Source organism: Bacillus sp. BD59S (assembly GCF_007363175.1).
GTDB lineage: Bacteria > Bacillota > Bacilli > Bacillales > Bacillaceae_G > Bacillus_A > Bacillus_A pacificus.
Genome location: NZ_CP034686.1, coordinates 4405512 through 4418404, shown reverse-complemented (window position 1 = coordinate 4418404; position 12893 = coordinate 4405512). Strand labels below are relative to the sequence as shown.

The window sequence follows — 12893 nt, the reverse complement described above, 5'->3', positions numbered from 1 at the left end:
ATTGAGTAGAAGAGGTGAAAGGAATGAAAGGGATGGACAATAATGCACCACATGGTTTTTTCGGAGGTGGTTCGGATAGTTATGAACAAATGATGTTAATGGGAGGAGCTGGCCAACAAGGATACGGTAGTATTCCGAGCTGGATGGGCGGAGCAGCAGGAGGTTTTCCGACATCGGTAGCTGGTATGCAAACTGGAATGCCTACATTAATGGGAGGCTTTTCGACATCAGGGGCTGGAATGCCTACAGTAACAGGAGGATTTCCAACATCGGTAGCTGGCGTACAGACAGGAATTCCAGTAGGGGTACCAACTACATTCCCATCTTTCGTTGGAGGAGTACAAACAGGATTTCCGGTACCGGGAGTAGGTGTTGTGGCAGGCGGAGTAGGTGGTTATCCGCAAGCTGTTCATGGTCATCATGTACATCACCATCACCAAGGCCAACACGGCCACCATGTACATCATCATCACCAAGGTCAGCACGGTCATCAAGGTCATCACCATCACCAAGGTCAGCACGGTCATCAAGGTCATCACCATCACCAAGGTCAGCACGGTCATCAAGGTCATCACCATCACCAAGGCCAACACGGCCACCATGTACATCATCACCAACAACAAGTACATCACCACGGTCAACACCACATTCATCCGCAAGCTGTTCTTTATCAAACACATCAAGGCCACCAGCACGGTCACCATAGTCAGCATCACCATCAAGGTCAGCACGGTCACCATGGCCAGCATCACCATCAAGGTCAGCACGGTCAGCACGGTCATCATGGCCAACATGGTCATCAAGGTCAACAACACCAACAACACCAACAGTATCAACAGTATCAACAACAACAATCTTCTCCTTGGACAGGTGGAATGGGGGCAGGAGGGGCAGCGGCAGGAGCAGCTAGCATTGGTGGAGCAGCAGGGCATGCTGGACACGTGGGTCATTAATGAGCCAAAAGAAAAAAGACATAATAAAAAACTGCTAGGAAATCCTAGCAGTTTTTTTCAGCTTCTTGGCGTTGACGTTCGATTTCAGCACGAAGTTGTGGCTCTGGTGCTTGCCAGCCTTCAGGTTTTAGAATTTTGCCGTCGCCTTCGCGGAATCTTGGTTTCCCATCAGGGAATAGTTTTGCCATGTTTGCATTATTTACAATTTCGAATCCTTTATCAGGACGTACGCCCATTTCGGCAAACGTGCCGAATGCAAAGTAAATAAGGTCAATCAGTGCATCGTATTGATCTTCAACAGTCGTTGCTTCTAGAAATTCTTCTAGCTCTTCTTGCATAAAACTCGCACGGATTTTTGCGCGCTCTTCTGCTAATTTTGTTGGAGTATTTGTCACAGGATGTCCGAATACTTCGTGCATTTTCGCAACAAGTTCGTACCCTTTATCTAAACCTTTTTCGTTTGTCATGTTGTTTCATCCTTTCTCGCTTTGTGCCGAATCCCATTGTAACATAAGGTGATTATGAAATGAAAAGAACATCTTATAGAAAATAAGATGCTCGCCTGTTATTCTTCTTTCTTAATTAAAATGGATAAAATAAGATCGATGCCAAATATACCAACGAGTAACATAGGGATAACGACAAGTAAATAACGTGTGAAGGAAACATTTTTTAAATATGTATGAGCAAATAAAAAGACGCCGAGAAATAAAATACCATTTAAAATAGGCTTTACTAATTTTTTAGACATAAGCTCCCCCATAAATATCTTCTCTCTCTATCTAAAATAAAAACTCCTCTTTCCGTTGTATCATGCTGGAGAGAGGAGTTCAATCATTTCTCATTCAATTACACCAGAATTTGTAATATTTACGGTGTATTTTATAGTAACTGGAACATCTTTGTACATTTGTCTCCACTCTTCTAATTTGAATGGGCGATAATGTTGCTTATATTTAGCACCTAGCCCGAGAGGATCGACGCCTAAAGACTTAAGTTGCTTAATTAACTTAGCAGCTTGTTTATCTAATTGTTTTTGAACATTTTTTTCAATGTTTTTTGTGTTCTTGTTATTTTCTAAGTTAATTTGCTTTGATAGTTCTTGAATACGTGCATCAAGATGAACGTGAATGAAAAAAGAAGGCTTCCCGTTTTTAATTTTTATATCGTAAGTTGGAACAGAACGAATATTATTAATCATTACATACGCAGAATCTGTTTTAAATTCATGTGAATCTAATTTATGTTTCTCTAATAGTCCTTTAAATATGAACATATCTTTTTCCGCAATTTTACCGATATATTTATCCTTTTTAAAAAGGCCAATTCCGGTAATTTTTATTTTATCACCATGCTTCTTTAGAATGGGAATATAGTAGTCTTGCCCTTCTTGATAATAACGGAATGCTCCTACATGGAGATTATCAGTTGGTAAAGGACCGGTCTCCATATTATGTTCTAGCAACTTTTTTATATAAATTGCAACGTTGTATGAAGTCGAATATTTGCCTTTTAAAAGTTCAGTACCATTCCCCTCTAATAAACCAACATATAAAGCGTTCCCTATGTTTACATCTCGAAGTAATGTATCGAATGAAGTAGACATTCCTTTTTTTGCAAGTCTGATCGTATATAGAGCGACACGCATTTGCCCGCTAGCAAAAGGTTGAGAAGACTCTAAAGATGTGTTTGCTTTTACTTGTTTTACCGCATTTGCAGTTCCTTCAAAAACTTGAACTTTATTTCCCTTTTTTTGAACCGGACAAACGAATGTTACTTTTACTTTATTATCTTTTGCTGCATCAAAAACTGTTCCTTGAATCAGCTGTACATCGTCGATAATATTTTTTTGTAAACATCCAGTTAGACTGAATAATGTTATACAAGAAATAAGTATTAATTTGCTTGTGCTTTTGATTTTTTCCATTTTCTTTTCACCCACACAATAATAAATAGGATTGGGATGTATACATAAATGAGCCAAAAACTAACCTTTGATACATTACTAATAAAGTTATTAATATCTTGTCTGTTTGTTAAAAGTTGTGAAACAATGAGAGTGATAAAGATAAAAGCGATTAAAACACCCCTTTGTTTTACACGGAATATTTCGTGAGTTGCTCTCATTGACGCCCATAAAGGGAGGATAAAACTTGAAATAATAACGAGTGCATAGCCTGAAATTGCAATATATTCGAGTCTTTCTATAAATGGTAATTGAATGACTTGGGTCATAGAAAGTTGTGCCCATATCGTTTTTAACAATTGTTTTTCACTAAAAAATGCAAAGGCTAAAAGGGTGCTAAATAAATATAGAAGATTTGAAAATAGTGCTCCAAGCTGAGCGTATTTATGAGATTGCATAGGCTTTTTCACAAATGGATATACCATGAGGTAAATCTCAAAACCGGTCATACTGTAGATTGACAGTTGAGCGGATTTTAAAATGTCTGAAAAAGAATGTGTGAATATAGGTAGTAAATTATCCCAATGTGAATATTTCAAAACGAATAAGCTTAGAAATAAATATCCTAATGTACCACCAACAGAGATGACGCAAATACCGGTAATTACACGAAATCCAGAAGAGATAATGTAATAGCTAACTAAGCACAAAAAGAGTGTTAACATAAAGGTGGAAGCGGTAGGAAACATCCATACTTGAATAATTTCGACATACGTTCGAATAACCGAAATACTGACGATTAAAAAATAAGCTGCAAAGATGATATTAAAGACATTCCCTATCCACTTTCCAAACGTTTGCCTTTGTAAATCAATTAAATTTCCATTTGTTTCTTTTAATAAAAAATACATCATCCATATAAGGAGATGGATACAGAGTCCTGTGATTAGAACGCCCATCCATCCGTCGTATCCAGCGGCCTTTGCGATGATTCGAGCGAAGCCGAGAACGCCAGCACCGAACTGTGCACCGTGAATTAAGAAGAAAACGAAGATAGGAGATATTTGATATTTTTCTTGAACTTTACTCATCGAATGCACCTCATTTCTTAATCATCAAAGTCCGATCTATGTTTTGTTGAAATTCCTTTCGCTGCTTTTTTTACATGTTGTGGTCTTGCTTGTACATCTCTTGTATCAATCATTGTTAAAGGGAAACGAATCCAAGAATCTTTAACAGATTGTTGTCTTGTTGGGTAGAACAAAGCGTATGGCTTGCGTAAAGAAGTAAGTCTAAATAGATGCGTAAATAAGAAGATAAATCCAAGAGAAATCCCGAAAAGTCCTCCTATTTCTGCAAATATGAGAAATGGGAAGCGTAGTAATCGAACCGCATTACCCATTTTATAAATAGGTGTAATAAAGGAAGCGAGTGCTGATAAGGCAACGATAATTAATAAAATATTACTCGTTAAACCAGCTTGTACAGATGCTTGCCCGATTACGATACCGCCTACAATACCGAGCGTTTGACCAACTTTCATCGGTAACCTCGCGCCAGCTTCCCTCAGTAAGTCGATTGCAAGTTCTAAAAAGAGTGCTTCAATTAAAGGCGGGAATGGTACTTGTGCTCTTGATAAAATTAAAGTTTCAAGTAAATCACTTGGAATGAGTTCATAATGATAATTTAAAACTGCAACGTATAACGGTGTAGCACAAATTGAAAATAGAACGGCAATTAATCTTAAAATCCTTGAAAATGTAGCGTACATCCAGGAGACGTTGTAGTCTTCTGGTGAAATAAAAAAATCGAAATAGGATACAGGTGTTAGTAAAACACTTGGAGAACCGTCCACAAAAATAGCGATTTTACCATCGATTAGTGCTTTTGTAACTCTATCAGTGCGTTCTGTATTGATATAGAGAGGGAAAATCGATTTTTCTCCCATCAATTCTTGTATATAAGCGCTATCATTAATTTGATCATATTCAAGAGCACGTAAAGACTCCTCTAGAAAATCAACATTATCTTTTTCAGCGAGGTTGTCTAAATACATCATGACAACTTTTGTTTTGGAAAACTCACCGATAATCATCTCTTTTGTTTGTAAATCTAAAACAGGAAGACGTTTTCGTACTAAATTTATGTTTGTATCAATATCCTCTACAAAACCTTCTTGCGGACCAATAACAGTCGATTCGTTTAAAGGAGGAGTTGGCGCACGATAATTATCAATTGCAATATTTGCGAGCATACATTTTTGATCTTGTTGATTTACTTGAACAATCGCATGCCCTTTTAAAACCATGTCTTCAATTTTTTGTAAATCGTTCGTAATTGTAATGCCGCTCATCGGAATATGTTCCTTCAGCTCTTCTAGTGATGCATTAGGTCGTTCTAAAAGAGTGGGCATTAAATATTTTTGTAATTTCTCTCCATCAAGCGAAGGACGATAGTAAGAAATCCAATAAGGCATCGTTTCGTCGTCGGATGTATGATAATTCACAAAATCACTAGACTTTTTCAGCTTCTCTATTAAATTTTGTAGAGAATGGATACGGTCTTTTTCTGGTTTCGTAAAATCATAAATACTATTACCTTTAGAGTTTTGCTGCTGTTGCCCTTGATCTGAGTTGTTTTGTTTAGAGTGTTGTTGTTGATTCTGCTCCGAGTTGTCTTGCTTAGAGTGTTGCTGTTGCCCTTGCTCCGAGCTGTTTTGTTTAGAGTTTTGCTGTTGTCCTTGCTCTGATTTGTGTCTTGTTTAGAGTGTTGCTGTTGTCCTTGCTTGGATTTGTCTTGCTTCGAGTGTTGTTGATCCTGCTCTGATTTGTCTTGCTTCGAGTGTTGTTGATCCTGATCCGAGTCGTCTTGTTTAGAGTGTTGCTGTTGTCCTTGCTTGGATTTGTCTTGCTTCGAGTGTTGTTGATCCTGCTCTGATTTGTCTTGCTTCGAGTGTTGTTGATCCTGATCCGAGTCGTCTTGTTTAGAGTGTTGTTGTTGATTTTGCTCGGATTTGTCTTGCTTAGAATGTTGCTGTTGATCCTGATCCGAGTGGTTTTGCTGCTTATCGTGGGAAGATCCCTTGTGTTCCTCTTTTTTTTGCTCGCCATTGTTATCTTTATTATGCTTCATACCTCTAGTCAGTTTTTTGTTATCATCCTCTTGATTGTTAGCATGTTGCTCCGAGTTATCTGTTTCGTTTTTCTCTGTTGTATTTGATTTTTTTTTCTTACGTAGCCAATTCCAAATCATATGTATGCCCTCTTTGATTGTGTAATATAGTGCTATTTTGTGGTTAATTTTGTATATTATTCATTTATTTATGAAAAGAAGGAGGAGATTGGTTTGCATAGAAAAAATCCTTTAGTAAGCAGTACATACTATGATGAGAAGAGGGCGAGTCTGTGCAAATTGTAAAAAAGGAGAAATTTATTTTAAAGGAGTTTACATTTGAAAATGGTAGGACAATTCCTGTTCAAATGGGGTATGAGACGTATGGTACTTTAAATAGAGAAAGGTCAAATGCGATTTTGGTTTGTCATTATTTTAGTGCAACAAGTCATGCGGCAGGAAAATACATGGTGCATGATGAGGAGTCTGGTTGGTGGGATGGTTTAATTGGACCGGGAAAAGCAATTGATACAAATAAATACTTTGTTATATGTACTGATAACCTTTGTAATGTGCAGGTGAAGAACCCTTATGTCATTACAACGGGACCGAAATCGATTAATCTGAAAACTGGAGATGAATATGCGATGGACTTTCCGGTTTTTACATTTCTTGATGTAGCTCGTATGCAATATGAGTTAATAAAAGATATGGGAATCGCAAGGCTACATGCTGTAATGGGACCGTCAGCTGGCGGGATGATTGCGCAGCAATGGGCTGTTCATTATCCTCATATGGTAGAGCGGATGATTGGTGTTATTACGAACCCGCAAAATCCAATTATTACGTCGGTAAATGTAGCGCAAAACGCAATTGAAGCTATCCAGCTGGATCCGAGTTGGAAGGGCGGAAAATATGGAGAAGAGCAGCCAATGCAGGGGCTTCAGTTAGCAAATAGAATGATGTTTATGAACGCGTTTGATGAGCATTTTTATGAAACGACATTTCCTCGTAATAGTATAGAGAAAGAACCTTATGAAACATTTTCTACATTAACATCATTTGAGAAAGAAATTAACAAAATGACAAATAGAAGTATAGCTTTAGTAGATGCAAATTCATGGATGTACACTGCGAAAGCAGTTTTATTACATGATATTGCGCATGGATTTTCGTCTTTAGAAGAGGCACTATCTAATATAGAAGCAAATGTACTTATGATTCCGTGTAAACAAGATTTGCTTCAGTCGTCACGTTATAATTATAAAATGGTAGACATGTTGCAAAAACAAGGGAAGTATGCAGAAGTGTATGAGATAGAAAGTATAAATGGGCATATGGCGGGAGTGTTTGATATTCATTTGTTTGAAAAGAAAGTTTATGAATTTTTAAATCGGAAAGTGTCTAGTTTTGTGTAGAAAATAAATGATGTGAAAAAGGTGCAATGTATGTAGTAGGCACCTTTTATTACATGATTTGTAGGCGGAAAATATATGTGGCAATTGCTATACCGAAGAATGCGATACTAAGTAATAGAAATAAGAATGACATTTCTTGTGGTGATTTTATCTTTCTATTATTTTTCATACTAAGTGCAATAATTGCAGCGATTAAGAAAATGATGCCCATAATGAAAAGGAAAAGTGTCATTTTCATTGGCTCCTTTCATAAAACAAGTATATTGAGGATACAATGCAAGGGTTATGTTTGTAAAGAATAAGTTTTGCGAGAAAATTGAGAAATAAATTTTCCATTCTTTGCGTTCTTTCTTCCGCATGCTAAAATTGATGAGGAATGATTATTTAAAGAGGAAACTAAAGGTTTTATTGTATATAAGGAGGAACAACATATGACAGAAGTTAAAACAATTACTACAGAAGAAGTGCAAGAACGTTTAGAAAACGGAGAAACGTTATTTTTAGTAGACGTAAGGGAAGATGAAGAAGTAGCGGCAGGAAAAATTCCAGAAGCTGTACATATTAAAATGGGCGATATCCCAAATAAAGTAGATTTCTTTGATAAAGAGAATGAATATATCTTTATTTGTCGTTCGGGAATGCGCAGTGAAAATGTATGCCATTATTTAAATGAGCAAGGATTTAAAACGGTAAATATGGTTGGCGGTATGCTCCAATATGAAGGTGAAACAAAATAGTAAATAGTTAAAAACTTGAAACGAGTCTGTTTCAAGTTTTTTTCTTTTGCATACAGTGTACAAAAGGGGGGATAGGTAAATGGGGATTAATATGCGTAAAGTAAAAATTATTAACAATACAGGAGCCGTTAATGTCGGCGACTGTTATAATATCGCGCCTTTTGCTGTATCAAAAGCTTATGCTGGTGCTGGAGGGTCGAGTGCGGCTATTTTTTTAAATGGGAAAAGGCAGCCACCAGCGGTGATTCGAACATCAGTATTTCTTCCACCATTAGCAACGAGTACACGTACATTAGGTTAGTAAAGGAAAGGTAGCGTGTTAGTATGCCAGCACATATAAAAGAGTTTGTTATTGTGAATAACACTGGGAATATATTTACAGGTGATAATTTGAGTGATACGTCATTTACTGCTTCGAAATCGTATAGTGGTTCAATGGGATGCACTTGGATTGACGTTGTTACAGTAATAGGGACGGAGACGAAGCTTTGTTTACAGCCGGGTGATTCGGTGACGACAACATATACAAGAGGCACCCCTGCTGGTACTGTAACAGGAACAAATATGGGGCAAAGTGTAAATGCATCGGGTATAGCACAAGCTGTCCCTAATACAGATAATATGGATTCAGTTGCTGGACTCCCTTAAGGAATTAAGGGAGTTTTTATTATTTAAAATAAAAATAGTCTTTGAGATTATTTTTGTAAATACATATTAAGAAGAGGTTTGTAATGTAAAAAAGATGGTGTGTAGGTGGTGAAAGTATGAAAGAGCGCGATAAACAAAATTCATTAAACTCTAATTTCAGAATCTCACCAAATCTTATTGGACCTACCTTTCCTCCTGTTCCAACGGGATTTACTGGTATTGGGATTACTGGTCCAACCGGTCCACAAGGCCCGACAGGACCTCAAGGGCCAAGGGGATTACAAGGTCCAATGGGAGAGATGGGTCCGACAGGACCTCAAGGAGTACAAGGAATTCAAGGACCCGTTGGGTCAATAGGTGCAACGGGACCAGAAGGACAGCAGGGGTCACAAGGATTGAGAGGACCACAAGGAGAAACTGGAGCGACGGGACCGGGGGGGGTGCAAGGGTTACAAGGTCCGATTGGGCCAACGGGAGCGACTGGGGCACAAGGTATACAAGGGATACAGGGATTACAGGGACCAATTGGAGCGACGGGACCTGAGGGTCCACAAGGAATTCAAGGAGTCCAAGGGTTACCAGGAGCAACTGGTCCACAAGGAATACAAGGAGCGCAAGGGATACAAGGTCCACAAGGACCGAGTGGAAATACAGGGGCAACCGGAGCGACTGGTCAGGGGATAACAGGTCCGACTGGAGTAACAGGTCCGACAGGGATCACTGGCCCGTCAGGAGGACCTCCTGGTCCGACGGGGCCAACTGGTGCGACAGGTCCGGGCGGTGGACCGAGTGGAAGTACAGGAGCAACGGGAGCAACGGGAAATACTGGGGCTACAGGAAGTACAGGGGTAACAGGAGCGACGGGAAGTACAGGTCCGACTGGAAGCACGGGAGCACAGGGCTTGCAAGGAATACAAGGGATTCAAGGGCCAATTGGGCCAACAGGTCCAGAAGGTCCGCAGGGGATTCAAGGTATTCCTGGTCCGACGGGAGTAACTGGTGAACAAGGAATTCAAGGAGTTCAAGGTATTCAAGGGGTAACGGGAGCAACAGGAGATCAAGGTCCACAAGGTATACAGGGGGTTATAGGGCCACAAGGGGCAACAGGGGCCACAGGAGATCAAGGTCCACAAGGAATACAAGGAGTACCAGGGCCATCAGGAGCAACAGGCCCACAGGGAGTTCAAGGGATACAAGGTCCGATGGGTGATATAGGACCAACAGGTCCAGAAGGCCCAGAGGGACTTCAGGGCCCGCAAGGAATTCAAGGTGTGCCAGGGCCAGTTGGAGCAACGGGTCCAGAGGGTCCACAGGGGATACAAGGAATTCAAGGAGTGCAAGGAGCAACAGGCCCACAAGGTCCCCAAGGAATTCAGGGAATACAAGGTGTGCAAGGGATAACGGGAGCAACTGGAGTACAAGGAGCAACTGGAATTCAAGGGATACAAGGGGAAATAGGAGCAACAGGTCCAGAGGGTCCCCAAGGAGTGCAAGGTGCTCAAGGGGTGATTGGTCCAACCGGTCCGATGGGGCCACAAGGAGTGCAAGGAGTACAAGGAATTCAAGGAGCGACGGGCGCACAAGGAGTGCAAGGCCCCCAAGGAATTCAAGGGATCCAAGGTCCGACGGGAGCAACAGGAGATACGGGAGCAACTGGGGCGACAGGGGAAGGCACTACAGGCCCAACAGGAGTAACCGGTCCAACAGGGGTAACAGGCCCATCTGGAGGACCAGCAGGACCGACCGGCCCAACGGGGCCATCAGGTCCGGCGGGAGTAACAGGACCATCTGGTGGACCACCTGGCCCGACAGGAGCAACCGGGGCGACAGGAGCAACAGGAGATACTGGGGCGACAGGCTCAACTGGAGTGACAGGAGCGACGGGAGAAACGGGAGCAACAGGAGTGACGGGTTTACAGGGTCCGCAAGGAATCCAAGGGGTGCAAGGAGAGATAGGTCCAACGGGGCCACAAGGTGTTCAAGGTCCGCAAGGAATTCAAGGAGTAACGGGGGCCACTGGAGATCAAGGTCCGCAAGGGATTCAAGGCCTACAAGGCGACATAGGTCCAACCGGCCCACAAGGAATTCAAGGCCCACAAGGTTCTCAAGGCCTACAAGGAGCGACAGGGGGAACAGGAGCACAAGGCCCGCAGGGAATCCAAGGTCCGCAAGGTGACATAGGTCCGATTGGGCCACAAGGCCCAACTGGAATCCAAGGGATACAAGGAGAAATAGGCCCAACCGGTCCAGAAGGCCCAGAGGGACTGCAGGGTCCGCAAGGAATACAAGGTGTTCAAGGGCCAGTTGGAGCAACGGGTCCAGAGGGTCCTCAGGGGATACAAGGAATTCAAGGAGTGCAAGGAGCAACAGGCCCGCAAGGTCCACAAGGGATTCAGGGAATACAAGGTGTGCAAGGGATAACGGGAGCCACTGGAGCACAAGGAGCAACTGGAATTCAAGGGATACAAGGGGAAATAGGAGCAACGGGTCCAGAGGGGCCCCAAGGAGTGCAAGGAGTACAAGGAGCGATTGGTCCAACCGGTCCGATGGGGCCCCAAGGAGTGCAGGGAATTCAAGGGATTCAAGGAGCAACAGGTGCGCAAGGAGTGCAAGGCCCACAAGGAATTCAAGGGATACAAGGTCCGACGGGAGCAACAGGAGATACGGGGGCAACCGGAGCGACGGGAGAAGGAACTACCGGTCCAACAGGAGTAACCGGTCCAACAGGGGTGACTGGCCCGTCAGGAGGACCAGCAGGACCGACCGGCCCAACGGGGCCATCAGGTCCGGCGGGAGTGACAGGTCCATCAGGTGGACCACCTGGCCCGACAGGAGCAACAGGAGCAACAGGTGCGACAGGAGTAACAGGAGATACCGGGGCGACAGGCTCAACTGGAGTGACAGGAGCGACAGGAGCAACCGGAGTGACGGGTTTACAGGGTCCGCAAGGAATCCAAGGTGTTCAAGGCGACATAGGTCCAACCGGTCCACAGGGAATTCAAGGTCCCCAAGGAATCCAAGGAGTAACAGGGGCAACGGGGGCACAAGGTTCACAAGGAATTCAAGGCCCACAAGGCGACATAGGTCCAACCGGCCCCCAAGGAATTCAAGGTCCACAAGGTCCTCAAGGAATCCAAGGAGCGACAGGGGCAACAGGAGCACAAGGTCCACAGGGAATCCAAGGTCCGCAAGGTGACATAGGTCCGACCGGCCCACAAGGCCCCCAAGGAATTCAAGGGCCGCAAGGAATTCAAGGTCCAACGGGAGCAACCGGAGCAACCGGAGCGACAGGTCCCCAAGGAATTCAAGGGCCGCAAGGAATTCAAGGTCCAACGGGAGCAACCGGAGCAACCGGAGCGACGGGTCCCCAAGGAATCCAAGGCCCACAAGGAATTCAGGGCCCGCAAGGAATTCAAGGTCCAACGGGAGCAACGGGAGCAACCGGAGCGACAGGTCCCCAAGGAATTCAAGGGCCGCAAGGAATTCAAGGCCCAACGGGGGCAACAGGAGCAACCGGTTCACAAGGTCCAACTGGAGATACAGGTCCAACCGGAGCTGGAGCCACTGGAGCGACCGGGGCGACTGGAGTTAGTACAACTGCAACATATGCATTTGCGAATAATACATCAGGAACCGCTATTTCCGTTTTATTAGGTGGTACGAACGTACCATTACCGAACAATCAAAATATTGGCCCAGGAATAACCGTTAGTGGTGGAAATACTGTATTTACAGTTGCGAATGCAGGAAACTATTATATAGCTTATACAATTAATTTAACGGCAGGATTAGTTGTAAGTTCTCGTATAACTGTAAATGGCAGTCCGCTTGCGGGAACGATAAACGCCCCGACAGTGGCTACTGGTTCCTTTAGTGCAACAATAATTGCTAACTTGCCTGCTGGAGCCGCTGTTAGCTTGCAATTATTTGGAGTAGTTGCAGTGGCTACATTATCTACGGCAACGCCAGGAGCTACTCTAACGATTATTAGATTGAGTTAATAAGAAGAAAACCTTGGGGCTTTTATGCTTCAAGGTTTTTTATCTCCTTGTTTGTATGTAGTCTCATTGATTAGGAAAGTTTTACTTTATTCACATGAGCAAAAACATCGCAGTTCGAA

At 42.8% G+C, this 12893-nt stretch carries 11 protein-coding genes and 1 pseudogene; 6 read left to right on the top strand and 6 right to left on the bottom strand.

All coding sequences use genetic code 11. The annotated features are described in order from the left end of the window. The first annotated feature begins 23 nt into the window (after positions 1 to 23). A complete protein-coding gene (locus EKQ63_RS25215) occupies positions 24 to 953 on the top strand; it encodes a hypothetical protein (RefSeq protein WP_143881605.1) in 930 nt (309 codons plus the stop codon). A gap of 44 nt (positions 954 to 997) precedes the next feature. Here EKQ63_RS25215 and EKQ63_RS25210 read toward each other — a convergent pair whose 3' ends face one another. The 5 genes and pseudogenes from EKQ63_RS25210 to EKQ63_RS25190 all read right to left on the bottom strand — a co-directional run bounded on the left by EKQ63_RS25210 (position 998) and on the right by EKQ63_RS25190 (position 6111). Beyond that, complete coding sequence (locus EKQ63_RS25210; RefSeq protein ID WP_000180552.1) at positions 998 to 1420, bottom strand: pyrophosphohydrolase domain-containing protein; 423 nt, start codon at positions 1418 to 1420, stop codon at positions 998 to 1000. A 98-nt stretch (positions 1421 to 1518) separates the two neighbouring features. Further along, complete coding sequence (locus EKQ63_RS25205; RefSeq protein WP_000038779.1) at positions 1519 to 1704, bottom strand: hypothetical protein; 186 nt, start codon at positions 1702 to 1704, stop codon at positions 1519 to 1521. 90 nt (positions 1705 to 1794) lie between these two features. Beyond that, positions 1795 to 2880, bottom strand: coding sequence for a spore germination protein GerHC (gerHC, locus tag EKQ63_RS25200; protein ID WP_087995863.1), 1086 nt, complete (start codon positions 2878 to 2880; stop codon positions 1795 to 1797). Then, positions 2850 to 3950, bottom strand: a complete 1101-nt coding sequence (locus EKQ63_RS25195; RefSeq protein ID WP_087954045.1) for a spore germination protein — start codon at positions 3948 to 3950, stop codon at positions 2850 to 2852. The genes gerHC and EKQ63_RS25195 overlap by 31 nt, the downstream gene beginning before the upstream one ends. 17 nt (positions 3951 to 3967) lie before the next feature. Further along, positions 3968 to 6111 (bottom strand): annotated as a pseudogene (locus EKQ63_RS25190) (spore germination protein). 152 nt (positions 6112 to 6263) lie between these two features. Here EKQ63_RS25190 and EKQ63_RS25185 point away from each other — a divergent pair. Beyond that, positions 6264 to 7388, top strand: a complete 1125-nt coding sequence (locus EKQ63_RS25185) for a homoserine O-acetyltransferase family protein (RefSeq protein ID WP_087996604.1) — start codon at positions 6264 to 6266, stop codon at positions 7386 to 7388. A 49-nt stretch (positions 7389 to 7437) separates the two neighbouring features. Here EKQ63_RS25185 and EKQ63_RS25180 read toward each other — a convergent pair whose 3' ends face one another. After that, complete coding sequence (locus EKQ63_RS25180; protein ID WP_000171883.1) at positions 7438 to 7620, bottom strand: hypothetical protein; 183 nt, start codon at positions 7618 to 7620, stop codon at positions 7438 to 7440. Between the two features lie 199 nt (positions 7621 to 7819). Here EKQ63_RS25180 and EKQ63_RS25175 point away from each other — a divergent pair, with 199 nt between their 5' ends. The 4 genes from EKQ63_RS25175 to EKQ63_RS25160 all read left to right on the top strand — a co-directional run bounded on the left by EKQ63_RS25175 (position 7820) and on the right by EKQ63_RS25160 (position 12774). Beyond that, a complete protein-coding gene (locus tag EKQ63_RS25175; protein WP_000141212.1) occupies positions 7820 to 8125 on the top strand; it encodes a rhodanese-like domain-containing protein in 306 nt (101 codons plus the stop codon). A 79-nt stretch (positions 8126 to 8204) separates the two neighbouring features. Then, positions 8205 to 8426: a spore germination protein gene (locus EKQ63_RS25170; RefSeq protein ID WP_087954048.1), complete on the top strand. Its 222-nt coding sequence runs from the start codon at positions 8205 to 8207 to the stop codon at positions 8424 to 8426. Positions 8427 to 8449: 23 nt separating this feature from the next. Then, positions 8450 to 8773, top strand: coding sequence for a hypothetical protein (locus tag EKQ63_RS25165; RefSeq protein WP_001110853.1), 324 nt, complete (start codon positions 8450 to 8452; stop codon positions 8771 to 8773). Between the two features lie 116 nt (positions 8774 to 8889). Continuing rightward, positions 8890 to 12774: a BclA-related collagen-like exosporium protein gene (locus EKQ63_RS25160; RefSeq protein ID WP_143881604.1), complete on the top strand. Its 3885-nt coding sequence runs from the start codon at positions 8890 to 8892 to the stop codon at positions 12772 to 12774. Positions 12775 to 12893 lie beyond the last annotated feature (119 nt).

Excerpts from the sequence above, each read along its gene's own strand:
- gerHC (WP_087995863.1), bottom strand. The coding sequence starts at position 2,880 with ATGGAAAAAATCAAAAGCACAAGCAAATTAATACTTATTTCTTGTATA.
- EKQ63_RS25160 (WP_143881604.1), top strand. The coding sequence starts at position 8,890 with ATGAAAGAGCGCGATAAACAAAATTCATTAAACTCTAATTTCAGAATC.
- EKQ63_RS25165 (WP_001110853.1), top strand. The coding sequence starts at position 8,450 with ATGCCAGCACATATAAAAGAGTTTGTTATTGTGAATAACACTGGGAAT.
- EKQ63_RS25180 (WP_000171883.1), bottom strand. The coding sequence starts at position 7,620 with ATGACACTTTTCCTTTTCATTATGGGCATCATTTTCTTAATCGCTGCA.
- EKQ63_RS25175 (WP_000141212.1), top strand. The coding sequence starts at position 7,820 with ATGACAGAAGTTAAAACAATTACTACAGAAGAAGTGCAAGAACGTTTA.
- EKQ63_RS25215 (WP_143881605.1), top strand. The coding sequence starts at position 24 with ATGAAAGGGATGGACAATAATGCACCACATGGTTTTTTCGGAGGTGGT.
- EKQ63_RS25205 (WP_000038779.1), bottom strand. The coding sequence starts at position 1,704 with ATGTCTAAAAAATTAGTAAAGCCTATTTTAAATGGTATTTTATTTCTC.
- EKQ63_RS25170 (WP_087954048.1), top strand. The coding sequence starts at position 8,205 with ATGGGGATTAATATGCGTAAAGTAAAAATTATTAACAATACAGGAGCC.
- EKQ63_RS25210 (WP_000180552.1), bottom strand. The coding sequence starts at position 1,420 with ATGACAAACGAAAAAGGTTTAGATAAAGGGTACGAACTTGTTGCGAAA.
- EKQ63_RS25195 (WP_087954045.1), bottom strand. The coding sequence starts at position 3,950 with ATGAGTAAAGTTCAAGAAAAATATCAAATATCTCCTATCTTCGTTTTC.